This is a genomic window from Clostridium sartagoforme AAU1, assembly GCF_000401215.1.
In the GTDB taxonomy this organism is placed as follows: Bacteria; Bacillota; Clostridia; order Clostridiales; family Clostridiaceae; genus Clostridium; species Clostridium sartagoforme.
The window spans coordinates 1-24,013 of the sequence record NZ_ASRV01000218.1 but is presented as its reverse complement, the minus strand read 5'-3'; the positions used below and the strand labels follow the sequence as shown (position 1 = coordinate 24,013).

Annotated in this window: 24 protein-coding genes and 2 pseudogenes; 24 read left to right on the top strand and 2 right to left on the bottom strand. The window is 27.2% G+C overall.

What is annotated here, in order from left to right:
- The first annotated feature begins 38 nt into the window (after positions 1 to 38).
- From A500_RS17330 to A500_RS17280, 15 genes are all read left to right on the top strand, one after another.
- Complete coding sequence (locus tag A500_RS17330) at positions 39 to 749, top strand: Fic family protein (protein WP_016208867.1); 711 nt, start codon at positions 39 to 41, stop codon at positions 747 to 749.
- Positions 750 to 1,211: 462 nt separating this feature from the next.
- Complete coding sequence (locus A500_RS21790) at positions 1,212 to 1,472, top strand: VTC domain-containing protein (protein WP_157453700.1); 261 nt, start codon at positions 1,212 to 1,214, stop codon at positions 1,470 to 1,472.
- The gene (locus A500_RS20585; RefSeq protein WP_157453699.1) at positions 1,463 to 1,882 is read left to right on the top strand and encodes a VTC domain-containing protein; all 420 of its coding nucleotides are present in this window, start codon (positions 1,463 to 1,465) and stop codon (positions 1,880 to 1,882) included. The genes A500_RS21790 and A500_RS20585 overlap by 10 nt, the downstream gene beginning before the upstream one ends.
- A gap of 4 nt (positions 1,883 to 1,886) precedes the next feature.
- Positions 1,887 to 2,567: a DUF4956 domain-containing protein gene (locus A500_RS17320; protein ID WP_016208866.1), complete on the top strand. Its 681-nt coding sequence runs from the start codon at positions 1,887 to 1,889 to the stop codon at positions 2,565 to 2,567.
- A gap of 116 nt (positions 2,568 to 2,683) precedes the next feature.
- Positions 2,684 to 2,872, top strand: a complete 189-nt coding sequence (locus tag A500_RS20580) for a hypothetical protein (protein ID WP_157453698.1) — start codon at positions 2,684 to 2,686, stop codon at positions 2,870 to 2,872.
- Between the two features lie 74 nt (positions 2,873 to 2,946).
- A complete protein-coding gene (locus A500_RS21785) occupies positions 2,947 to 3,207 on the top strand; it encodes a CotH kinase family protein (protein ID WP_051993195.1) in 261 nt (86 codons plus the stop codon).
- 23 nt (positions 3,208 to 3,230) lie between these two features.
- Complete coding sequence (locus tag A500_RS19745) at positions 3,231 to 4,199, top strand: CotH kinase family protein (protein WP_051993194.1); 969 nt, start codon at positions 3,231 to 3,233, stop codon at positions 4,197 to 4,199.
- 13 nt (positions 4,200 to 4,212) lie between these two features.
- Positions 4,213 to 6,405: a glycosyltransferase family 2 protein gene (locus A500_RS17310; protein ID WP_016208864.1), complete on the top strand. Its 2,193-nt coding sequence runs from the start codon at positions 4,213 to 4,215 to the stop codon at positions 6,403 to 6,405.
- A 318-nt stretch (positions 6,406 to 6,723) separates the two neighbouring features.
- Positions 6,724 to 7,425 carry an acylneuraminate cytidylyltransferase family protein gene (locus A500_RS17305; RefSeq protein ID WP_016208863.1) on the top strand — a complete coding sequence of 234 codons (702 nt, stop codon included), beginning with the start codon at positions 6,724 to 6,726 and terminating at the stop codon, positions 7,423 to 7,425.
- On the top strand, positions 7,418 to 8,569 hold the full coding sequence (gene neuC / locus A500_RS17300; protein ID WP_016208862.1) for a UDP-N-acetylglucosamine 2-epimerase: 1,152 nt from the start codon (positions 7,418 to 7,420) through the stop codon (positions 8,567 to 8,569). The genes A500_RS17305 and neuC overlap by 8 nt, the downstream gene beginning before the upstream one ends.
- A gap of 4 nt (positions 8,570 to 8,573) precedes the next feature.
- Complete coding sequence (neuB, locus tag A500_RS17295; protein WP_016208861.1) at positions 8,574 to 9,578, top strand: N-acetylneuraminate synthase; 1,005 nt, start codon at positions 8,574 to 8,576, stop codon at positions 9,576 to 9,578.
- Positions 9,563 to 10,651, top strand: a complete 1,089-nt coding sequence (locus tag A500_RS17290) for a DegT/DnrJ/EryC1/StrS family aminotransferase (RefSeq protein ID WP_016208860.1) — start codon at positions 9,563 to 9,565, stop codon at positions 10,649 to 10,651. The genes neuB and A500_RS17290 overlap by 16 nt, the downstream gene beginning before the upstream one ends.
- Before the next feature lie 94 nt (positions 10,652 to 10,745).
- Complete coding sequence (locus tag A500_RS17285; protein WP_016208859.1) at positions 10,746 to 11,675, top strand: lipid II:glycine glycyltransferase FemX; 930 nt, start codon at positions 10,746 to 10,748, stop codon at positions 11,673 to 11,675.
- 241 nt (positions 11,676 to 11,916) lie between these two features.
- Positions 11,917 to 12,300, top strand: coding sequence for a lamin tail domain-containing protein (locus A500_RS19740; RefSeq protein ID WP_016208858.1), 384 nt, complete (start codon positions 11,917 to 11,919; stop codon positions 12,298 to 12,300).
- A gap of 101 nt (positions 12,301 to 12,401) precedes the next feature.
- Complete coding sequence (locus tag A500_RS17280; RefSeq protein ID WP_016208857.1) at positions 12,402 to 15,956, top strand: immunoglobulin-like domain-containing protein; 3,555 nt, start codon at positions 12,402 to 12,404, stop codon at positions 15,954 to 15,956.
- A 134-nt stretch (positions 15,957 to 16,090) separates the two neighbouring features.
- Here the strand turns inward: A500_RS17280 and A500_RS20575 are convergent, their stop codons facing one another.
- Positions 16,091 to 16,255: a hypothetical protein gene (locus A500_RS20575; protein WP_157453697.1), complete on the bottom strand. Its 165-nt coding sequence runs from the start codon at positions 16,253 to 16,255 to the stop codon at positions 16,091 to 16,093.
- A 119-nt stretch (positions 16,256 to 16,374) separates the two neighbouring features.
- On the opposite strand from A500_RS20575, the gene A500_RS17275 reads away from it, so the two are divergent.
- From A500_RS17275 to A500_RS17240, 9 genes and pseudogenes are all read left to right on the top strand, one after another.
- Positions 16,375 to 17,319: a conserved phage C-terminal domain-containing protein gene (locus tag A500_RS17275; RefSeq protein ID WP_016208856.1), complete on the top strand. Its 945-nt coding sequence runs from the start codon at positions 16,375 to 16,377 to the stop codon at positions 17,317 to 17,319.
- Positions 17,320 to 17,515: 196 nt separating this feature from the next.
- Positions 17,516 to 18,400, top strand: coding sequence for a DUF4351 domain-containing protein (locus A500_RS17270; RefSeq protein ID WP_016208855.1), 885 nt, complete (start codon positions 17,516 to 17,518; stop codon positions 18,398 to 18,400).
- 178 nt (positions 18,401 to 18,578) lie between these two features.
- Positions 18,579 to 18,707 (top strand): annotated as a pseudogene (locus tag A500_RS21485) (transposase); the annotation flags it as partial.
- A 113-nt stretch (positions 18,708 to 18,820) separates the two neighbouring features.
- Entirely contained in the window at positions 18,821 to 19,606 is a 786-nt protein-coding gene (locus tag A500_RS17265) for a MurR/RpiR family transcriptional regulator (protein ID WP_016208854.1), read from the top strand.
- Between the two features lie 162 nt (positions 19,607 to 19,768).
- A complete protein-coding gene (locus tag A500_RS17260; RefSeq protein WP_016208853.1) occupies positions 19,769 to 21,049 on the top strand; it encodes an alpha-glucoside-specific PTS transporter subunit IIBC in 1,281 nt (426 codons plus the stop codon).
- Positions 21,045 to 21,800: pseudogene (locus tag A500_RS17255) on the top strand (family 4 glycosyl hydrolase); the annotation flags it as partial. The gene A500_RS17260 and the pseudogene A500_RS17255, both read left to right, overlap by 5 nt.
- A gap of 18 nt (positions 21,801 to 21,818) precedes the next feature.
- Complete coding sequence (locus A500_RS17250; protein ID WP_016208851.1) at positions 21,819 to 22,295, top strand: hypothetical protein; 477 nt, start codon at positions 21,819 to 21,821, stop codon at positions 22,293 to 22,295.
- An 11-nt stretch (positions 22,296 to 22,306) separates the two neighbouring features.
- Positions 22,307 to 22,798, top strand: a complete 492-nt coding sequence (locus tag A500_RS17245; protein ID WP_016208850.1) for a PTS sugar transporter subunit IIA — start codon at positions 22,307 to 22,309, stop codon at positions 22,796 to 22,798.
- Positions 22,791 to 23,741, top strand: a complete 951-nt coding sequence (locus A500_RS17240; protein WP_016208849.1) for an MFS transporter — start codon at positions 22,791 to 22,793, stop codon at positions 23,739 to 23,741. Before A500_RS17245 ends, A500_RS17240 begins: the two co-directional genes overlap by 8 nt.
- Before the next feature lie 34 nt (positions 23,742 to 23,775).
- Here A500_RS17240 and A500_RS21480 read toward each other — a convergent pair whose 3' ends face one another.
- A complete protein-coding gene (locus tag A500_RS21480) occupies positions 23,776 to 23,940 on the bottom strand; it encodes a hypothetical protein (protein WP_242835162.1) in 165 nt (54 codons plus the stop codon).
- Positions 23,941 to 24,013 lie beyond the last annotated feature (73 nt).

The following is a 24,013-nucleotide window of genomic DNA, read 5'->3' as shown; positions in this document are numbered from 1 at the left end:
TATATAATGAAATTTATTAATGAGGTGTAGAGAATATAATGAAGAATGAGTATTATAATAGATTTTTAAAGGTGTTGAAAGAAACAAAAGGAATTCACAATTCTTTAAATGAAATTTTAAAATACGATTTTATATATCATTCAAATAAAATAGAGGGAAGTACATTTACAACAGAAGCACTTCAACTTTTATTTGAAAAAAATATAGTAATGGGAGTTCATACTTTAGATGATGTTCAAGAAACTGTTAATTCTTTCTATACTTTTGATATGGTATTAGATAAAATAGATGAAAATCTCACTTTAGAAATGATAAAAGAATGGCATGCTAGTTTAATGTATAGAACAAGATTGTATGATATGGGATTAGCAGGAGTATTTAAAAAATATCAAAATAGAATACTTGGAGCTAAATTTGATACTGCGAATCCTTGGGAAGTTGAAGATAAGTTAAATGTGCTTATAGAAAATTTTTATAGTTTAAAGGAAGTTACAATTTACGATATAGCAAAATTCCATTTTGAATTTGAATGTATACATCCATTTCAAGATGGTAATGGTAGAATAGGCAGATTTATATATTTAAAACAATTATTAGATAATAGGTTAGATTTAAAATATATGAATGGTGAATCTTCAGATGAATATAAAAGGGCCTTAGAAGAATCAACATTTGACAATATAAAACCATTGGTTGATTATATAGAAATGCAAAAGGATTTTATAAAAGAGAATGAAAAAATGTTTTAGCAGGTGAATGTAAAAAATGAACCTCTTTTCTATTATACACTTCTTAATTTCAGTGTCTAACTTTTTGGGTGCATATCATTCTGAAGTAAAACTCTTACAGGAAATATAAAGAGAGCTATAGATGATTTAATAAGTAAAAATATAATAAAATATACAATAGTTGATAAACCAACTAGTAAGTATCAGAAGCTAGCAATCAATCGGTAGCAGAAGGCGGGGTGTTTTACAATATCCTTGTGATGGACCTCCGGTAAAGCAGTTATAATGGAAGCACTCCAAAAGTACGAAAAAGAAATAACAAAAACCCTTAGTGGAATAAATAAAATATTCTACTAAGGGTTTTTTACTATTTAGGAATATATTAAGTTTAAGAATTATAAAATATATAAAATAAAAAATAAATGCAAAAATAGGAGAAAATAGGGGGAGCAAAAGAATTTGAATATAATAAATATTTTTAGAGTGGAAAAAAAATATGAAATGCCATATATAGTATCAAGGAAGTTAAAAAGTACTTTAGAGGTTGCTTTAAAACCAGATATAAATAATAAAGAAAATGGGTATATGGTAAGAAGTTTATATTTTGATACTATCTTTGATAATGATTATATGGATAAAGAAGATGGTATAGAATATAGAAAAAAGTTAAGGCTTAGGACTTATGATTTAGACTCTAATATTTTAAAACTTGAACTTAAGGAAAAAAGGGGGAGATGCAGTTAAAGAGGAGCTTAATTATAAGCAGGGAAATTGGAGAAAGACTTATTAATTCTGATTATAGTGCTTTGCTTGAAATAAATTCAGATTTTTCTAGAGAAATATATTATTTAATGACTACAAAATTATATAAACCTAAATGTATTGTAGAGTATAGCAGGCAAGCTTTTATAGTAGAAGAAAATAATACAAGAATTACTATTGATTCTAATATAAAAGCAACAGAAGCTGATATGGATATATTTTCAAAGAACTTACAATTATGTAGTATTAGCTATAAAACTATCCTTGAGGTAAAGTATAACAATTTTCTTTTAAGTTATATAAAGGATATTGTTAATTTAGCAAATAGTTCAGAAGTATCGGCAAGTAAATACTGTATGGCAAGAAATATTGGATATTTTATTGGGGGATGATTATATGAAGGAAACTTTATTAAAGTATTTAGCAGAAAGTTCTAATACTATTTCAGTAGAACAAATAATAGTTAATTTTTTAGTTGCAATAGTTTTTAGCTTAATTATTTATTTATCTTATAGATTTTCTCATTCAAGAGTTGTCTATAGCGCAAGGTTTAATGTTTCATTAGTTATGTTAACAATTATAACAACAATGGTGATGGCTGTAATTGGAAATAATGTTGCTTTGTCTCTTGGTATGGTTGGGGCTTTATCTATAGTACGTTTTAGAACGGCTATAAAAGATCCTCGTGATGCAGTTTATATTTTCTGGTGCATAGTAGTAGGGATATGTTGTGGAGCATCAGAGTATTTAATAGTTTCTATAGGAAGTGCATTTATATTTTTATTTCTTCTTATATTTGGATATGTTAAATCAAATGATAAATATCTTTTAGTTATACATTCAAAAATTGAAGGTGAAAGTAATATAGAAAAGAAAATTTTATTATATTATAATGGCAAGGCCTTAATGAGGGTTAAAAATACCACAGCTGAAAAAATTGAATATATATATGAAATTTCTAAATATATAATGGATAAATACAATAAAAATGATAGTTCCATTACTAAAGAGCTTTACTTAATAGATGGTGTTACAGCTGTCAATATAGTTTGTCAAAATGAGGACATAAATAGATGATAACTAACAAGTACATCTCAAAAAGGATAATGAGTCTTTTTATTATAATTAGTTTATTTATATTCAGTATATTTTTAGCGGTATTATTAGAAGAAGATAATAACAATAAAAGTGACATGAAGATTGAAAATAAGTTTATACAAAAACCTAATTCAAATATAAATACTGATAATAGTATAAATACTGACTTTAAGTCTCATTTACCTATAGTTGTTATTGACACTTATGGAGAAAATATAAAGGCTGATATATTATGGGATGATGAAAAAAGTATTTTGTTCCAATTAATGATGATCCATATATAGAAGGCAATATAACATTAATAGATAATGAAAATAACATAAATAGTGTTAAAGATATACCTAAATTAGAATCTAAAATGAAGATAAGGCTAAGAGGAAACACTTCTATAAATTATGCTAAAAAGCAATACTTTATAAAGCTTATAAATGATGATGGAAGTGAGAATACACAAGATATATTTGGAATGGGAGAAGAATATGAATGGATTTTAAATATTTCGTATATAGATAAATCTCTTATAAGAAATTATTTAGCATTAAGTTTATCTTCGAAGATTATGGAAAATGTTCCAGAGGCTAGATATTGTGAAGTTATTATAAAAATAAGGATAATTTAGAGTATAAAGGACTTTATTTATTTATGGAAAGTATAAAAAGAGGAGATAACAGACTTTCTATATCCAAATATGATAATAAGTTTACTGCATCTTCTTATATTTTACGAAGAGATAGATTAGATGAAACTGGAGTAACATTAAATAATTATGGAACTATAAATAAATTAACTCCAGAGTATTTAGAAGTTAAATATCCATATAAGAAGGATTTAACTGAAGAAACTTTAGAGTATATAACTAATGATATAGATAATTTTGAAAGAACTTTATTTAGTAGTGATGAAAAGGAATTTTATAAATATAGCGATTATATAGATGTAGAATCCTTTATAGATTATTTTATAATTAATGAACTTTTTTCTAATTATGATTCAGGATATCATTCTACTTATATATACAAAGAAGCTTATGGAAAATTGAAAATGGGACCAGTTTGGGATTTTGATGCTGCTTTTGATAATTATAAGAAACAACAGCAAAAAATAGATTCTACAGCAATGCATGATGCTCCTTGGTTTAAAGAACTTCTTAAAGATCCTGAATTTACAAGAAAACTTATAGAAAGGTATAACCTTTTAAGAAAGGATATTTTGAGTGATGACAATATTATAAATTATATTGATGAAATAACAAAATATTTAGGACCAGCTATAGATAGAGATTGGAAGGTTTGGGGAGATTTTTATACTTCTGAATATTTAAGTGAATATGTAATAGATGGAGAAATAAAAGACAGGAACACTAAATCTTATGATGAAGAAATTAATAAGATAAAAGATAATATTATAAATCATGGTAAGTGGTTAGATGAAGATATAGATTCCTTATATCAGTTTGCTACTTTTACTAAAGAGTATAGTATATGGAATGAACTTGGCTATTTTGAAAAAACTATATTGGGAAATAATAAGGAAACTTTTGTTAAAAATATATTAGCTATAATATATATATTTATTTTTATTGCTTCTATTGTATATATTTCTAGAGAATAATAGGAGGTTTTTTATGAATAATAAAAGTTTAACTAAGAAGAAGCTACTACTAATTTTAACCACAATAACTACAGTGATTTATATTTTATGGCGTATATTTTTTACTATACCCTTTGAGAGAGGAATAGTATCTTTAATAGCAGGGATAGCACTTGTCCTAGCTGAAACTATTGGTGCTATAGAAGCATTTTCTCATTATAAAAATTTAAGTTCAATAAAATATCCCAAATTACCTAAGATTGAAGAAGATTTATATCCAGAAGTAGATGTTTTTGTAGCTACTCATAGTGAGTCAGTAGAGCTTTTATATAAAACTATAAATGGATGTATTAATATGGATTACCCAGACAAAAGTAAGGTTCATGTATATATTTGTGATGATTCTAATAGGTCAGAAATGAGAAAGTTAGCAGAAACTTTGAAAGTTGGATATTTGGGTTTATCTGATAATAAGGATGCAAAGGCTGGGAATATAAATAATGCAATAAAAAATACTAGTTCTCCTTTAATTGTAACCTTTGATGCAGATATGATTCCAAGGCGAGACTTTTTGATGGAAACAGTACCCTATTTCTTTTTAAAGGATTCTAATGGGGAATATGAAAAAGTCGGCTTTATTCAAACACCGCAGAGCTTTTATAATCCAGATTTATTTCAATTTAATTTATATTTAGAAAATAACATCCCTAATGAACAAGATTATTTTTTCAAAGAAGTAAATATAGGACGCAATAGAACTAATACCCCAATTTATGCTGGTTCTAATACTGTTATATCAAGAAGAGCTTTAGAGGATGTAGGAGGAATTACTACAGGAACAATAACGGAAGATTTTGCAACGGGAATAAAAATTCAAGCTAAAGGATATAAGTGTTATTCTATACCAAAGGTTTTAGCAAATGGATTAGCTCCAAATGATTTTAAGAGTTTAATAAAGCAAAGGCAAAGATGGGGAAGAGGATGTGTTCAAACTATAAGAAATAAAGACTTCTTATTTAGTGATTTATCTTTAAGAGGAAAGCTTAGCTATGTGACATGTTTACTTTATTGGTGGACATTCCTAAGGCGATTTATTTATATTTTATCTCCAATTTTGTTTATTGTCTTTGGAATTGTAGTTGTTGAATGTTCATTAAAAGAAATTTTGTTTATTTGGTTACCATCGTATATTTTATATAATATGTCATTAAGAATATTATCAAGTAATATAAGAAATCAAAAATGGAGTAATATAGTTGATACTATAATTTTTCCTTATATGATAATACCAATATTTTTAGAGAGTATAGGTATTAGATTAAATAAATTTGCTGTTACTCCTAAGAACTCATTAATAAAAAGAAATAGTGAAATTAAGTATGCTATTCCTCATTTTATATTAATTATAACAAGTTTAATTGCATTAGTATTTTGCTTTAAGGATGTTGTTATAAATAAAAATGTAGGTAGTATAGTTTTATTATACTGGTTAGTTTTAAATTTATATTTCTTGATTATGGCTGTTTTCTTTATGATAGGTAGAATAAACTTTAGAGATGAAGAGAGGTTTTATTCTAATATTAATGTAAAGATATTATTAGATGAAAATGAAATAGAAGGTATAATATCAGATATATCTGAAAATGGTATGGCAATAATATTAGATAAACCTGAATATATACCTTATGATAAAGAGATATATATTAAGATTGAATATATAGGTGAAAGTATTATTGTTAAAGGTAATGTTTTGCACGTAGATAAAGTAAATAACAAGTGGAAATATGGAATTAAAATTTCTTTTGATTCGAATAGCTATGATGCTGTAGATGATGATATTAGAATGAAATATTATCATTTAGTTTATGATAGGGAACATAGCTTACCTAAAAATCTTACTTCTACAACTATTAAAGAACTATATAATAATATTATAAGAAGAAATAAAAATAATAAACTTTCTAAGAGAAAGCTTCCAAGATTAGAAATTAACAAGATTATAAAAGATTTAAATACTAATGAAGATATTGAAGTTATTAATTACAATTATGAATATATACTTATTAAAAACACAGGAAAAGAGAAGAATGAATTATTAATTAACTTGGGAGAAATTATAAATGATGAAACAAGTAATAATATAATAATGAAGTGTGAGATCTTTAAAAAGAATAAATTAGGAATACTATACAAAACATATCCTGGCACAATTTGTTCTGAAAGATAAAGTATAAATAAAGAAACAACAATATTTGCTCTTTAGCTTAATATGTGGAGTGTCCAAATTTGGGCACTCTTTCTATTTAAATAAAAAGAACATATTAACATTAACATAGATATAATAGATACCTTTATTTGATATGTTTTTTATGTTTGTAATAAAATAAATGTAGTATATAATAATTGTATAATAGAAAATAGTTTGATGTTGACAATCAAAGGAAAGCAAGGGTACTATTTATATTGATAGTAAATATGTTATTGATATATTAATAGAGTTGATACAGTTAAGATATTATAAAGTTGTTATAAGGAGAATTTTTATATGAAGGAAATACTTGCAATTGTGCCAGCTAGAGGTGGATCAAAGGGAGTTCCAAGAAAAAATATTAAGGATTTAAATGGAAAACCTCTTATAGCTTATACTATAGAAGCAGCTAAAGCTAGCCAATATATTGATAAAGTCATTGTGTCTACTGAAGATTCAGAGATAAAAGATGTTTCGCTTAAATTTGGTGGAGAAGTGCCTTTTTTAAGGCCGCAGCAACTTGCAACGGATAGTTCGCCTAGTATAGATGCTATTTTATATACAATTAATAGACTAAAGGAAGAATATAATTATTTTCCTAAGTATGTGTGTTTGCTTCAATGTACATCACCTTTAAGAAATGAAAAACATATAGATGAAGCTTTTTTAAAGCTTAAGGAAACGAATATGGATGCAATTGTTTCTGTATGTGAGGCTGAAGTTAATCCTTATTGGAGTAACGTATTTAATGGAAATAAACTTGATTATTTTTTAGAAGAAGGTAAAAATATAACAAGAAGACAGGATTTGCCTGATGTTTATAGAATTAATGGAGCTATATATATAATTAAAACAGATGTACTAATTGAAACTAAAACATTTGAACCTGATAATTTAACTGGTTATATTATGGATAATATGAGTTCTGTAGATATAGATACTTCTCTTGATTTTAGTATAGCTGAACTTTTAATAAAGGAAGGTAATAAAAATGCGTAAAATTGCAGTTGTAACAGGAACGAGAGCAGAATATGGATTATTAAAAAATATAATGAAAAAAATAAATGAAGATAATGATTTAGAACTTCAGCTTATTGTGACTGGAACTCACCTTTCAGATAAATATGGAAAAACAATAAGTGAAATAATAGAAGATGGCTTTAAAATAGATTATTCAATTCCAATTTTAATGGATGGCAATGATGGTGTAAACATTGCAAAGGAAATGGGATTATTAATGAGTAATTTGTCTGAAGTATTATCAAATTTGAATCCTAATATACTTTTAATTCTTGGAGACAGATATGAAATATTTGCAGCAGCAGCAACGGCTATGGCTATGAATATACCTATAGCTCATATTTCTGGTGGGGAAGTTACAGAGGGAGCTATGGATGAGCAAATAAGACATGCTATAACAAAAATGGCACATATACATTTCCCAGGTGCTGATTGCTATGTTGAAAATATTAAAAATATGGGTGAAGAAGATTTTAGAGTATTTAATGTTGGAGATCCTGGAATCGAAAATATTAAACTGACAAAACTTTTAAGTAAAAAAGAAATTTTTGAAGATTTGGGTGTAGAAGTTGATGAAGACACACTTTTAGTAACGTATCATCCTGTTACACTAGAAATTGATGATTTAGAGAGACAAATAGATAATTTAATAAGTGCGCTTGATAATTTAAATAAAAGAATGGTAATTACATATCCAAATGCAGATAATGGGGGAAAACTTATAATAGATAAACTAGAACAATTTAAACAAAGAAATTCAAATGTTTATTTATACAAGAATCTTGGAAGTTTAAGATTTTTAAGTGTAATGAACTTATGTGGCGCTATAGTTGGTAATTCTTCAAGTGCATTAGTTGAGGCTCCTTTCTTAAAAAAGCCAGTTGTTAATATAGGTAATAGACAAAAAGGTAGGCTTATGGCAGAAAATATTTTAAGTTGTGATTATGAAGCTAATAATATAGAAAGTGCTATTAATAAAGCAATAAGTCAAGATTTTAAAAAATTTGTGAAAACTATAGATAGTCTTTATGGAGAAGGCAATACTAGTACTGAAATAGTTGAGGTACTAAAAACTATTGAACTTGGTGATAAATTATTAAAGAAAAAACTTATATGGAGTTGATATTATGTCAGTTTTAATTATTGCAGAAGCAGGAGTAAATCATAATGGTAATTTAGAAATTGCTAAAAAGTTAATAGATATGGCTGTTGAATGTGGTGCAGATGCCATAAAATTTCAAACATTTAAGGCAGAGGAAAGCACAGGAGCTTTTGCTGAAAAAGCTGAGTACCAAAAGGAAAACATGCCTATTGTAGAAAGTCAACTTGATATGATAAGAAAATTAGAGTTGCCTTTTGAAGAATTTAAAGTATTACAAGATTATTGTAATGAAAGAGGGATTTTATTTATATCCACACCAGATGGAACAGAGAGTTTAAACTATTTAGTTAGTTTGAATTTACCTATTATAAAAATAGGTTCTACAGAGGTATCTAATGTAGAATTTTTAAGAGAGCTTGGAGAAACAGGTAGAGAAATAATATTATCAACTGGAATGAGTACATTAGGTGAAGTTGAAAAAGCTATAAATGTATTGAAATCTACTGGAAATAAAAAGATTAAGATAATGCATTGTGTTACTGATTATCCTACAGCAGTTGAAGATGTTAATTTATTAGCTATGGTTACTATGCGAGAAGCATTTAAGGTTCCAGTAGGATTGTCTGATCATACTATGGGATGTGAAGCGGGTATTGCAGCAGTTGCTTTAGGAGCTGAATTTATAGAAAAACATATAACTTTAGATAGAAATATGGATGGCCCTGATCATAAGGCTTCTATGCCACCAGAAGAGTTTAAAGCTTTTGTAAAATCTATTAGAAATACAGAAAAACTATTAGGTGATGGAATTAAAAAGCCTACAGCAAGAGAAAAGCTTATAATGAAGGATGTTAGAAGAAGTATAGTTGCAGCTGATGATTTGGCAGAGGGTATTATAATTGAAAAGCATATGCTTACTTATAAAAGACCTGGTTATGGTATTGAGCCAGAAATGACGAAGTACATATTGGGAAGAAAATTGAAAAGAAAAATAATGAAGGATGAGTTGATATTGTGGACAGATATATAAAGCCTATTGGTGGAGAATTTTATTTTCAACATAATATATATAATAATGAAGCTAGAAACTTTGTTAAGAATGAAAACAATATGAATTTTTTATCTGGTGGGCAAAGTTCACTGGCATTTATTTTTCAAGCACTGAATTTAAAAGAGGATGAATATGTATTAATTCCATCTTATTTATGTCCTACAATGCTTATTAAATTGAAGGAAAGTAGAATAAAGTATGCTTTTTATAGTATTAATAAAGATTTGTCTATTGATATAAATAGCATAGAAGATGTACTTAATGAAGTAAATGTTAAGGGAATATTATTTGTAAATTATTTTGGCTTTTATCATAGTATTAGTACAAGAAAATATATTTCATCTCTTAAGAAAAGAAATATTAAGATAATTGAAGATTCAGTTCAAATGCTATGGTTTAATAAACAAAATAATTTTATTGGTGATTTTGTATTTAATAGCTATAGAAAATTCTTACCTATTGATGGAAGTTTATTAATTTGTAATGAGAAGATAAGTTTGCAGGATACTAACCATAAATATTATGAAATCATAAATAGAGCTAGGAGTTCTAAAACATTATGTATTGGTTTTAATATTGGCAATGAAGAGGAATATCTTGATTTATTTAATAAAGCAGAAGAATATTATTATGAAGATTTATCTCCAAGAAAAATTGATGAAACATCTAAAAAATTGTTAGATAATATTGATATAAGCTATATAAATAAAAGAAGAATAGATAATTTTATATATTTAGAAAAGAGCTTGGAAGCAATTAAGGAAATCAAGCCATTATTTTCTTCAACTGAAATAGAGGCCGTGCCTCTAGGTTATGTTATATTTGTAGAAAATAGGGATGAGCTTCGAAGGTTTTTAATGAAAAATAGAGTATATTGTCCTGTTCACTGGAATTTGAAAAATGAGGAGTGGATAGAAGAATATGATAATTCCCTTTATATATCTCAAAGAATACTTACTATTCCTATAGACCAAAGATATGATATTGAGGATATGAAGAGAATTGTAAATCTAATTGAAGAATTTTATTTTACAAAAAGGATGTGCGACTAATGCATAAAGTTTTAGATAGTAGTTGTAATGAATGGAACGCTTATATAGAAATATTTAGTAAGGAAAAAGAGATATATATTTTACAAGGGAATATATGAATTTGTATGAAAAGAATGGTGATGGAATTGCTAAACTTTTTATATATGAAGAAAAAGATGAAGTAGCTATATATCCCTTTTTAATGAATAAAATTGAAGGATATAATTTAGATAAAGACTACTATGATATACAAACTGCATATGGTTATGGAGGACCTATTTCATCTACAGATGAAGATGGATTTTTAAATAATTTTGAAAATGAATTTTTAAATTTTTGTAATAAAAATAATATAGTTGCTGAATTTATAAGATTTCATCCATGTATTAAAAATCAGAAGGTTTTTAATAAAAATATAACTATTTTAGAAAATAGAACTACTGTAGTAGTAGATGTTTCTAAACCTCAAGATGAAATTTGGATGGATGATATAAAAGGTAAAAACAGAAATATGATTAGAAAATCCGAAAAAAATGGTCTTACTGTTGAAATATATAATGATTACTCTACATTTAAGAATATATATGAGGAAACCATGGGAAAAGTTGATGCAGAAGGCTATTATTACTTTAAAGATGAATACTACAATACAATGCAAGAAGATAAAAATTATATTATGCTCAATGTTAAATATGATAATGAAACTATTGCATCAGCTATATTCATGAGTTATGAAGAGTACTTCCATTACCATTTAGCGGGAAGCAAAAAAGAATATTTAAAATTTGCACCTAATAACTTATTGTTATGGGAAGCTATTAAATATGCCAATAGTAATGGCAAAAAAATATTTCATCTTGGTGGAGGATTAACTAACTCTTTAGAAGATAATCTTTTCAAGTTTAAAAGTAGCTTTTCTAAGGAATATCTTAAGTTTTATATAGGTAAAAGGGTACATAATCAAGAGATTTATAGCCATTTAATTAATGAATGGGAGAAAAAAAATAACAAGAAGGCAAGTATTTTATTACAATATAGATTATAAGATAATAAAGATATTTAGTTAAAAGGGTGTCCAAATTTGGGCACTCTTTTTAGTTTGAAAAATAAGAATAAAAAATAGTAAAGTTAAAAATATTTAAAGAAAGTTAAGAATTTATAGTTATTGTTAATAAAGATTTACACTAATTTACATTGGTGTGATATTAGGTAAATTTCTCCTATGATATACTTTTCCACAGGTAGAGTTTTAGAACTGTGATAACAGTATATTAAGGGAGGATATTATGATTAGAAAAAAACTATATAAAAGTAAGTTACTTTCTTTAGGGTTAACAACTCTAATGCTTGCAAAACCAATGGAGGTTATGGCGGCAAGCACAAAGACATTATTAGCAACAGAATATATAGCTGAAGAAAATGTTAAAATAAATGAAATTCAAATTCCAGAGTTATTAATTACAGAAATATTACCAGACTCTAAAAATGTTAATGGCTCTGATGCTTATGAATTTATAGAAGTTTATAATAATTCAGATGTAGAATTAAACTTAAATGACTATAAGTTATATTATAACTATCCTGATAATGGAGATGCCAGTGATACATTATGGGTAGATATTAATAAAGATATTAAAATTCAACCTAAAGCAACCATAGTTTTTGGATAAAAAATGGTAATAATAATCAACTAACAGTAGAGGATTTTAATAATAATTTTAAGACTAATTTAGAACTAAATGTAAATTTATTTGAATTATCCAATGGAGGAATGGCAAATAGTGGGGCACGGGCTCTTAGGCTTACTACTAGTATAAAAGAGCAAGTTGATTTTATTTCTTATAATATGAATGGGGTAAAAGATACATCAGCAGACAAATCAATAAAGTATCGATATGATGAAAGTAGTAGTAAAAGCATTATGACTACTAATAAATCAGATCCTGATCCAGGTACTGTTAAAGATAGCGATAAACCGGTACAAGCTAATATCACTATTCCACAAAACGAATCAGTAACAGAGGATATAACAGCTGGAAACTTTACTATTGAAGATGGTTTAACCTTTAAATTAAAGGCAAGTTCTAATGAAACTAATATTAAAACAGTTAAATTAAGTTATAAAAATAATAAAATGAATGATTATGAAACATATAATTTATTAAAAGCAGATGGAGACATATTTTCAAAGGAAATTTATAAATATGATTTAATAGGAAAAGCTTACTTTGATTATTATTTTGAAGTTAGTGATGGATTTAAAGTAGTAAAAACTAAAGTTAATAGGATTACAAATACTGAAGTTGATACTTCAAATATTAAATTTAATATAGATGAAAATAAGTATTTATCTAAGATAGATAATCTAATAACAACTGGGGATAAGCTTTTCCTAGATGGAGAAGATAAAACTTTTGAAGCTATTCCATCTATAGAAAATAAGGCTAAAATAGTAGTTGATATTAAAGACACAGATACCTTTTTTAAAAATGCAGTTGCAATTGGCGATACTGTACTTGGAATATTCAATGAAGGAACTTATGATAACTGGGATACGGTAGCTTATGACGTAGATCCAATTTATTTTAATAAGGGTGAAAAAATCCAAATTGATATTCATGCAGGTAATAAGGCAAATCCATTAGAGCATAATTGGGAAAATAATGATGACTTTGTTGTTAAAAATATTAGATTGATATTACCAGATGGAAGTATATTACGTCCACAAGGATTTGAGAATCCAGAAGAAGTAATAAAAATGGGAGATTCAGCAGGAAAGATTGAAATATTAAATGCTATATTTACCCCAAGTGATGATTTATTTAATGCAATAAGATATAAAATAGATACCACAAAGCTTACAGATGGGGAGCATATGTTAACTGGTAAATTAACTTTATCTAATGAAAGTAAAGATGTTAAGTTTATTGTAGATAATACTGCACCTGAAATAATCACAAATATTAAGGACAATGAAATATACAAAGGAACAAATGAAATTAATGTAGATTTCATTGATAAACTCTCTGGAGTTAAATCTACAACAGTAAAATTAGATGGCAAAAAGATTGAATTGCCATATACCTTTAGATCATTAGAGTTAACCCCTGGGGTCCATAATTTTACAATTAATGCAATTGATAACTGTAATAATGAATATACAAAAGAAGTTAAATTTATTATTCCAGAAGAAAATGCAAAATTAGGTTTAGAAATTAAGCCAGGTGCTGGAGCAATATTAAATTCAGACCCAATATTTTCGATAGAAGCAAAGGATAGTACAAATGATATTATGAGTGTAGCTTTTAAAAGAGGAGAAAGATATATTTTAGGGGATTACAATATATCTAAAACAAAAGGAGTTAGTCAGACTTCAGGAAGTGGTGGACAAGCATTTAGCGAGAATTCTAATAATGGATTTCCTTATGAAGAATTTGATATAGAGTTAAGTGATAAAGTAAATGAAAATTCTATAATTCAAGTGGATTGGAAGGGAAAATCAAATAATTTAAAGACAAAAATGTATGTATATAATTATAAAACAGGTGTTTTTGATGCTGTTAAGGCAGAGATGGAAGAAAATAAAGATGAAATAAAATTAACTGGATCAATTTCTTTAAAGGAACATTTAAAGGATAACAAAGTAAAAGTTATGGTTCAAAATGGAGAAGGATATACTCCAACACAATATGAAGAAGGTACTCCAGCTGTTCCTTCTACAAATCCTAATATTAAAACAAGTAATGAAAATGATATAGATAGAAATTCTTATGATTTTACTTTTGCTATTGAAAGTGATACACAATATTATAATGAAGATACAGCAGATAATCCTAATATTGTTGGAAAGTATGAACATCAATTAAACATACATGATTGGATACTTGCAAATAGACCAAGAATGAATATACAATATTTATTTCATGATGGAGATATTATAGATGATGCAGAAATGATTTCTCAGTGGGAAAATGCAGATGCAGCTTATAAAAAGTTGGATGATGCTAGCTTACCTTATGGAGTACTTGCAGGTAATCATGATGTGGATCATTTAACACAAGATTATACAAATTACAGTACTTACTTTGGACAAAGTAGATTTGAAAAAAATCCATGGTATGGAGAAAGTTATAAGAATAATAGAGCTCATTATGATTTAATAACTGTAGGTGGAATTGACTTTATAATGATGTATGTAGGTTGGGGAGTTGGTGATGAAGAAATAGAGTGGATGAATAATATCCTTAAGAAATATCCAGAAAGAAAAGCTATTTTAAACTTTCATGAATATTTACTTGCAAGTGGAGGACTTGGAGAAGAGCCACAAAGAATTTTTAATGAAGTAGTTTCTAAGAATTCAAATGTATGTATGGTTTTCTCAGGACATTATCATAATGCACAAACAATAATAAATGAATTTGATGATGATGGCGATGGAATAAATGATAGAAAAGTTTATCAAATGTTATTTGACTATCAAGGGTTACCTGAAGGTGGTATGGGATATATGAGATTAATGCATTTTGATTTAAAGGGTGAGAAAGTTTTATTTAGAACTTATTCTCCTTCCTTAGATGATTACAATGCAAAAGATACAGTTACAGGTGCAGATACTATTTTAGGAGAAGAAGACTTTGAAATATCCTTTTCTGATTTAGGTATAAAGTCAAGCCAAAAGACAATTGAAACAACTGACTTAAATGTAAATGTCTATAGTGATGAAATCTTTGGAGTAGTAAATAACGTTACTAATGATAGTAATATAGCTTATACATTAAAGAATGCAGAAAATGGTGTATATGGTTGGTATGCAGAAGTTACAGATGAATTTGGTGGGTTAGCAAGAACAGATGTAAACTACTTTACAGTAGATAAAGATGTTGCAAAGCCAATTATAAAATTACCAGGAAATAATGTAGTTAAATTAGGTACTGATTTTGATCCTATGGATGGAGTAAGTGCAAATGATGATAGAGATGGAGATTTAACGTCTAAAATAATTGTATTAGGAACTATTGATACAGCAAAAGAAGGAGAATATACAATTACTTATAAAGTATCTGATAATGCTGGAAATACAGAAATAGTATCAAGAATTATAGTAGTAAAGAAAATAGGGAATTCTACTGAAGAAAATAATAATAATGATAATAGTGGAAACAATAATAACAATGGAAATACAAATACTATAGACAATGGAAATAATTTACCGCAGACTGGAGATGAATCAGTTATATATATTATGGTAGCATCAGTCCTATTAATTATAGCTGGAACACTTTTAATGAAGAAATACAATAAAAAATATAGTAAGCACACCTCTTAAATATATAACAGGGTATAAAGGGGATAGAGGGTATAATATAAATTTTAAATGAAAATTTATAGAGAGTTAAATAAAGAGTGTCCAATAGATTAAATTGGACACTCTTTTTGCTTAATATTTTATGTTGCTAACAACTACACATTAATATTTGTTTGTAATCTGCACCTTGTTCCAACACAAATAGATTCACAAGTAGCAATTAAATCAGTACTGTCACTTATGACCTCTCTTACTAAAAATAAGCTATCATTATTTGTGATAGCTAATAACTTCAATTCATCGTCATTTGCATTATACACTTGTATTTTCTGTTTTTGAAAAGTCTAAAAGAAATTTAAAAATATTTTTCTCAAAAAATAAAACTCAGGGGTATTTATTAATTGAAGTACAAAGTATTTATTTTAGGGGGAAAAGGTTTATGCAATATTCATTTTTAGGATTTTCAGTTTCTATGATTAAAAAGTTAAATTTAGATATAAAGGATGTAGCTATTCTTAGGTACTTTATTGATTTTAAAGATAGTGGAAGAATGAATTGTGAGATTATTGAGGGCGAAAAGTATTACTGGGTTAGCTATCAAAGTTTTGCTAATGAAATGCCTTATTTAGCTTTAGAAAAAAGATCAATTATGGCTAGAATGCTTAAGTTAAGAGATTTAGGAATATTAAATCATTATACAAAAAAAGAAGGAGGCACTTTTTCTTACTTTAAATTAGGTGAAAAGTTTTATGAAGACTTTAAAGATGCTGATGATGAGAATGTTAAAAATAGTGATAAAAATAATGATGCAAAAAATAATGTCCATGGTGTCCTTAAAAATGATGACTCTAGCAGTAATTTAGTAGAGGAAAAACATAATTGTGATGAGGCTCACTATGAAAATGATAATGGGGTATCTACAGAAATGTCCAAGGGTAGTACATTAAAATGTTCAACAAAGACTAATCTATTAAATAACTCATCTACTATAGACACTAATATATATAAATATAAAAGAGAAGTTAATGAAATACTTGAATACCTAAATTCAAAACTTGGAACTAGGTATAAAGAAAATAACAAGATTACCATAATGTTAATTAATAATAAGCTTGAAGAAGGCTATAGTGTTGATGACTTTAAAATTGTTGTTGATAAAAAGGTTAAGACTTGGAAAGATACTGAATTTGAGCAGTACTTAAACCCAAAAACTTTATTTGGAGATAAGTTTGAAATTTATTTAAATCAAAATATTATAAAACAAGATAAAAATAACAAAAGCTATGAAAATTACAGAGAGCCTAAGAAATTAAGATTTAATAATTTTAAAGGTCGTGATTATGATTATGATATCTTAGAGAAAAAGCTTTTAGGATGGGCGTAGTTTTGATGGATAATTGATAATTGGTAATTAATAAGGAATTGAAAGTTGTTTTAATTTGGGGGTTGATTTGTTGTTTGTAGATTATAACAGGTTTTCAAAAATATCATAGATAAAAATAAAAGAACATATATTCGCATAAGGTCTTTTTATTTGGGAATAATAAGTAATAAGAAATAACTAGAAAGAGGAGATACTTATGGATTATAATAAGGTTGAGGATGCTGTTTTAAAAAAGGCTATGGAGTTTTTTAAGGATAACGCCGTAAAGTTTTTTGGTATTGATACTAAAATAATTAGTGCAGCAGAAACTGAAATCAAAAATATAGAAATAAGAACTAATTATACAGACTATTTATTTTATACGGAAGATGGCTCTTATTTGCATTTTGAGTTTCAGACTACTAATAAAAAAGATGATATAAAAAGATTTTTATATTATGATGCATCTTTATATTATAAAGAGAAAAGAAAAGTAAGGACTATTGTTATATATTCTGCTGATATAGAAAATGTAGAAACATACATAGATGCAGGAACAATAAAATACAATATAGAAGTTTTTTATATGAAAAAATTAGACGGGGATGAAAAATTAGAATACTTAAGAAATAAAATCTCGAAGGGTGAAAAACTAACAGGAGAAGATATATTAGCATTGACATTTATTCCTCTAATGGGAAGTAAGGAAAATAGGAGTAAAAGAACGTTAGAAAGTATAGAACTTGCAGATAAAATATCTGAGAGTAATGAAAAACTACAATGTTTAACTTTATTGTATGCTTTATTTGACAAGTTTGGAGATGAAATATCAAAGAGAAAATTTAAGGAGGTAGTTAGTATGACTGAAATAGGAAAGATGATAAGAGATGAAGCTATAAAAGAAGGAATAAAAGAAGGAATAAAAGAAGGAATAGCAGAAGGAAAGGCAGAGATTCTTATAAAACAACTTATTAAAAAGTTTAAGTCTGTACCAGATGAATATAAGAAAAAAATAAAGAAATTATCAGAAGAAACTATAGATATAATAGCTACGGATATTTTTGATATAGAAAAAATTGAAGATGTAGAGAAATATTTTTAACCCCTCTAAATCATTTACAAATATAAAATAAGTTTAAACATTATATACAATTAATATTTATTAATTTAAAAACAGCCGAAAGGCTGTTTTTGGATTTAGAATACCACAGGTTATACAAAGGTTTCTGGAAAGCTTCTAGAGGTGAGTAGAAATAAAAAAACTTTATTGTAAAGTTATAGAAGCAAAGGCATGTAAAGCTTATATACATATGCTTGTTAGTATATCATCAAAATTAAGTGTTTTATAGTTTATGGGATACTTGAAAGTAAAAAGTTCTGTGATTATATTTGATAGGCATATAAATTTAGCTCTTATAATCAAAATATAAACGATGTACATTAATCTTAAGGAGGGGGAACTATCTTTTCTTATAAAAGTTTGATAAAATAAAAGATATGCAATGAAAAGGGAGTTAATAGTATGCAGCTAGAAGAATTAGTTTATAAAAATTATTCGAGTTTAAATAGCACAGATTTATTTATTTGGAAGTATATTTCTCTAAACAAAAAGGACAGTAGTACTCAAACTATAGATGAATTAGCTTTAAATTGTAATGTATCAAGAACAACAATTACAAGATTCGTAAGAAAGCTTGGATTAAAGGGATATAGCGAATTTAAGGTATTATTAAGTTGGGAAGTAAAGGAAAAGGATATATTAAGCGATGAAGCATACTATACAGCATGTGATTCTATTATTCACTTTATCGAAAGCCAAAGAGAAAAGGATTACGATAAAATTTGCAAAATGATATATGAATCTACTCACGTTTATGTATATGGATCAGGGGATATACAAAGTTCCGTTGCCAAACAAATAAAGAGAATGTTTTTATCCTGCCAAGAAAAAATATATGATTTCGGAGGTACAACCTTTGATAAGTCCTTCTATAATATGGTTGGAGCAAATGATGTAGTTATATTAATATCATTAAGTGGATCAAGTGAAAAAATAATTAGTATTGCAAGAAATCTAAAGCTTAGAGGATGTAAGATTATTGCAATTACAGAATTAAAGGATAATGAATTATCGAATATAAGTGATGAAGTAATGTACATATCAGCAGCTAAAATATCTATTTTAGAATTACATCCATCATACCAAATGACCATGCTATATTTTGTATTAGCAGAACTACTATTTATTAAGTACAGTATATATAAGAAACATAGAATGTTAAGTGAAGGATTAGAGTGCACGCTCTAATCCTTTTTTATGTGAATTTTTCACATGAGATGTGCATATTTTTCATCTAATAGTTCAAATTTCTTTAAGGCTTTAAAGCAATTGTAGACTTCTTTTTACTATGCTAATATGAAAATGTCGAAGGCCTTAAGACATATTTTTAATAAGGGGGAAAATAATTTTATGATGAAGAAAATTCAAAGGTTTGGTGGAGCAATGTTTACTCCAACATTATTATTTGCCTTTGCTGGTATTATGGTTGGTTTTTCTATTGTTTTCATGAACGAACAGATTATGGGATCACTTGCTTCTCCTAATAGTTTATGGTATCAAATGTGGGATGTTGTTTCTGCAGGAGCATGGATGGTATTTAGTCAGTTACCATTACTTTTTGCACTGGCGCTACCAATTGCATTAGCCAAAAAACAACAAGCTAGAGCTTGTTTGGAATCTGTTGCAACTTATTTAACATTCAACTATTTCGTTGGGAAAATGCTACAACACTGGGGTAGTAATTTTGGGGTTGATTTCGCAGCAGATGTTGTAACAGGAAATGGACTAGCTAATATTGCTGGAATAAAAACCTTAGATACAGGAATGGTAGGAGCATTACTTATTGCAGGGATTGTAATTTGGGCTCATAATCGCTTTTTTGATGCAGAACTTCCAGACATGATAGGAATATTTAGAGGATCATCATTAGTTGTAGCTATATGTTTCTTTATTATGATACCTACTGCATTATTAACATGTATTGTTTGGCCAAAAGTGCAAATAGGAATGACTCATTTGCAAACGTTTTTTATGAACAGTGGAAATCTAGGAGTATGGTGTTATGCATTTTTACAGAAGATTTTAATACCAACAGGATTACATCACTTCATATATGCACCATTTTGTTATGATAGCGTAATAGTTCCAGGTGGAACATCAGTTTATTGGGCAACTCATATACAAGATTTTCAAACAAATGTACATACATTAAAAGAAATGTATCCAATAGGATTCTCTTTATCTGGTATGGCTAAAGTATTTGGATCTATAGGGGTTTTTGGAGCATTCTATGCAACTGCTAGAAAAGAGAAAAGGAAAAAGTTATTAGGATTAATGGTGCCAGTTACATTAACAGCAATGTTAACAGGTATTACAGAGCCATTAGAATTCACATTCTTATTTATTGCTCCTAGTTTATTTGTTGTGCATGCTTTATTAGATGCATGTATATCAACAGTATCATTTGCTCTTGGAGTAGTTGGAGATTTTGGTGGAGGGCTTATAAATTGGGTTGCACTAAACTGGTTGCCTTTAGGTGCATATCATTATAAGACATATATCACTCAGGTTGTTATAGGAATAGTATTTGCATTTATATGGTTCTTTGTATTTACATTCATGATCAAAAAGTTTGATTTAAAAACTCCAGGTCGTGAATCTGATGATGAAGAAATGAAATTATTCAATTGATGTTAGCTATTATGGATTAAATCATTTTGGATGGTGGACTAGCATAAAGGATAAGGATGGAAAAGATTTAATGCCTGAACTAAAGAAATACTGCTCAGAGCATGGATATGAAGAGTTTACTCCACAAGGACAACATAAAGAAACAAGTTGGCTTGCAACTATGAGAGCAGCTAAAAACTTATTAGAAATAGAACCAGAAACTTTACCTAATACTTACTTAAAGTATTATTTAATGGGTGATGAAACTGTAGAACATGAAAATCCTAATTACACTAGAGCAAATGAAATAATGGATAGAAGAGAAAAAGATACATTTGAAGAATGTGAAAGAATAGCAACTAGTGGAACATCTAAAGGAACATGGTTTGCCCCAAGTGAGCATAGTAGATTTATTGTAGAATTAGCATGTGCATTAGCATTTAATACTAAGGAAAGATTCTTATTAATTGTAGAAAATAATGGTGCAATAGAAAACTTTGATCCAAGAGCAATGGTAGAGATTCCATGTATTGTAGGAAAAGATAGCGTAGAACCTATAAGTATAGGAAAAATCCCAACATTCCAAAAAGGATTAATGGAACAACAAGTTGCATCTGAAAAGTTAGCAGTTGAAGGATTTATTGAAAATAGCTATCAAAAATTATGGCAATCATTAGCTATGAATAAGACAGTTCCAAGTGTTAAAGTTGCAAAGCTTATCTTAGATGATTTGATTGAAGCTAATAAAGATTTTTGGCCAAATTTAAAATAATATAGTGTGGTGGATATAATGATTAATTTAATGAGTATAAGAAATGATGAAAGTAAGGTATTGAATTGTATTTTAATAATGTTTATTATTCTTCCAATGTTGTATGGAGTTAATATAATTATATTATCAAATTCATTGCAAGTAAATTTTATGAATATATTTACAAGTAGTATAACAGAAACAATAAATTTGATGGTTTATTCAGCATGTTTTCTAGGTGCATATGTAGTTAAAGAATATCAAGGTAATAAAGAATCTTTTGCAAATCGAATATCCCTAGGAATAACTTTAATATCTAATATAATCTTTATGAATTTCTTAGCTAGCATTGCTTTAATATATTATATCCACAAATTTATAGGATTTAAAAATATCTTTGTGAAGGATAAAGTGAAGGAGAAAAAAGAAATTAAAGCTCTTATAGTATCAATACTAATTTTCATTGTTTCACTTATTGTTATTATAACTAAACTTAGATTACAAATTCTATTTTAGAAGGAGAAGTTATGCTATCGATATTTAAGAAAAAAATCAATCAAGAGGAGTTAGTAGCTTATGCATCAGGAGAAGCTATTTCTATAGAAAGTGTAGATGATGCTGTATTTTCAACAAAATCTATGGGAGATGGAATGGCAATTGTGATCTTGGAAAACAAAATTGTAGCACCTGGAAATGCAAAAGTTAATTTTATCTCAGAGACTAATCATGCTATAGGATTAATTTTAGATAATGATATGCAGATATTAATTCATATTGGTCTTGATTCGGCTAAGAATGATAAAAATATATTTAGAGCAGAAGTAAACTTAAATGATAAAGTAAAACAAGGGCAAGAGCTAGTTGTAATTGATGAAAGTTTTTTAGAAGGTGAAAAGGAAATAGTTGTGCCATTGGTTATATTAGAAAATCCAAAAAATATTTCTTATTTGTTTAATAACATAGATAGTAAAGTTATTAAAGGAAAGACTTCAATTTTGAGATATAAAAATTATGAATAACATAGCACCTAATAAGTATTTTAGATTATTTTATTTTATATCTTATTTAAGTTTTGCTTTTGTAATGACTAACTATACCCCGTTTTTGTCGGGGTTAGGATATGATGAAATGCAAAGAGGCATATTACTATCTTCTTATGCAATTACTACAATACTTTTTCAAGTGATTTTTGGAGTTATCTCAGACATAAAGCAATCTGTAAAAAGAATAATTATAATTTCAATTGGATTATATACATTGACAGCATGTCTACTATATAATCAGACAGAAAAATTACTTGGATTACATATTTTATTAATTGCTTTATCAGGGGGATTATTAAATGCAAATTGCGGAATGTTTGACACTTGGGTAATAAATATAAGTGAGGAATATAAAAAATCTTTATCTTTTATTAAAGCATTTGGATCTATAGGCTGGGCTCTAGGAAGCGTATGTGCTTCATATATAATTAGCATTATAAGTTATAAGGGAATGGCATTAGCACTATTAGCCTTATCAGTTCTTATGTTTTTTAATATGAAGATTCTTCCGGATATAGATAAGGTTGAAAAAAAGAAAAAAGTATCATTAGGTGAAATATTAAAAATATTTTCTAATAAGAAATATACTTTACTTGTGTTTATTTTATTGTTAATGTACTCAGTTGTTGTAGCTAACAATTGTACTGTAGTTGATAAGCTTATTAAATTAGGTGCAAGCAGAGGAGAAATTTCATTAAAATGGTTTACTCAATCACTTGTAGAAATACCAACATATATTATGGGAGGAATAATACTAAAAAGATTTAATTCTTATAATATATTAAAAATAAGTTGTTTAGCTATTACTATACAATTCATACTATTTAGTGTTTCTAACAATGTTAGAGATATGATTATATTAAATATTTTTCAATTATTTTCTACTCCTCTAATTCTTATTTCCTCAAAAAAATTATAGATGAGATAAGTGATAAAAATATAAAGGGAAGTAGTCAATTAATAGCAATGAGTATATTTACTGGTCTATCATCAATGATTGTTCCAACCATAGCAGGAACTTTAACCATGAAAGTAGGAATAGATTTAACTTTACTTTTAGAAGGATTATTAGGAGTTATTGCTTTTGCTTTAATATATTTACTCCAATTTTCTACCAATTTTTTAGACCCCTGGGGTCCAAAAAATTGGAAATTTTAAAATGCACTACGAAAAAGTAGTGCATTTTTTGTT

What these genes read in the sequence shown, in the direction of transcription:
- A500_RS17310 (WP_016208864.1), top strand. Translation starts at nt 4,213, where the DNA reads ATGAATAATAAAAGTTTAACTAAGAAGAAGCTACTACTAATTTTAACC.
- A500_RS17285 (WP_016208859.1), top strand. Translation starts at nt 10,746, where the DNA reads ATGAATTTGTATGAAAAGAATGGTGATGGAATTGCTAAACTTTTTATA.
- A500_RS17320 (WP_016208866.1), top strand. Translation starts at nt 1,887, where the DNA reads ATGAAGGAAACTTTATTAAAGTATTTAGCAGAAAGTTCTAATACTATT.
- A500_RS17330 (WP_016208867.1), top strand. Translation starts at nt 39, where the DNA reads ATGAAGAATGAGTATTATAATAGATTTTTAAAGGTGTTGAAAGAAACA.
- A500_RS17280 (WP_016208857.1), top strand. Translation starts at nt 12,402, where the DNA reads ATGGCAAATAGTGGGGCACGGGCTCTTAGGCTTACTACTAGTATAAAA.
- A500_RS17270 (WP_016208855.1), top strand. Translation starts at nt 17,516, where the DNA reads ATGGATTATAATAAGGTTGAGGATGCTGTTTTAAAAAAGGCTATGGAG.
- A500_RS20585 (WP_157453699.1), top strand. Translation starts at nt 1,463, where the DNA reads ATGCAGTTAAAGAGGAGCTTAATTATAAGCAGGGAAATTGGAGAAAGA.
- A500_RS19745 (WP_051993194.1), top strand. Translation starts at nt 3,231, where the DNA reads ATGGAAAGTATAAAAAGAGGAGATAACAGACTTTCTATATCCAAATAT.
- A500_RS17305 (WP_016208863.1), top strand. Translation starts at nt 6,724, where the DNA reads ATGAAGGAAATACTTGCAATTGTGCCAGCTAGAGGTGGATCAAAGGGA.
- A500_RS17240 (WP_016208849.1), top strand. Translation starts at nt 22,791, where the DNA reads ATGAATAACATAGCACCTAATAAGTATTTTAGATTATTTTATTTTATA.
- A500_RS21785 (WP_051993195.1), top strand. Translation starts at nt 2,947, where the DNA reads ATGAAGATAAGGCTAAGAGGAAACACTTCTATAAATTATGCTAAAAAG.
- A500_RS17275 (WP_016208856.1), top strand. Translation starts at nt 16,375, where the DNA reads ATGCAATATTCATTTTTAGGATTTTCAGTTTCTATGATTAAAAAGTTA.
- A500_RS19740 (WP_016208858.1), top strand. Translation starts at nt 11,917, where the DNA reads ATGATTAGAAAAAAACTATATAAAAGTAAGTTACTTTCTTTAGGGTTA.
- A500_RS17245 (WP_016208850.1), top strand. Translation starts at nt 22,307, where the DNA reads ATGCTATCGATATTTAAGAAAAAAATCAATCAAGAGGAGTTAGTAGCT.
- A500_RS17265 (WP_016208854.1), top strand. Translation starts at nt 18,821, where the DNA reads ATGCAGCTAGAAGAATTAGTTTATAAAAATTATTCGAGTTTAAATAGC.
- A500_RS17250 (WP_016208851.1), top strand. Translation starts at nt 21,819, where the DNA reads ATGATTAATTTAATGAGTATAAGAAATGATGAAAGTAAGGTATTGAAT.
- neuB (WP_016208861.1), top strand. Translation starts at nt 8,574, where the DNA reads ATGTCAGTTTTAATTATTGCAGAAGCAGGAGTAAATCATAATGGTAAT.
- A500_RS20580 (WP_157453698.1), top strand. Translation starts at nt 2,684, where the DNA reads ATGAAGATTGAAAATAAGTTTATACAAAAACCTAATTCAAATATAAAT.
- A500_RS17260 (WP_016208853.1), top strand. Translation starts at nt 19,769, where the DNA reads ATGATGAAGAAAATTCAAAGGTTTGGTGGAGCAATGTTTACTCCAACA.
- neuC (WP_016208862.1), top strand. Translation starts at nt 7,418, where the DNA reads ATGCGTAAAATTGCAGTTGTAACAGGAACGAGAGCAGAATATGGATTA.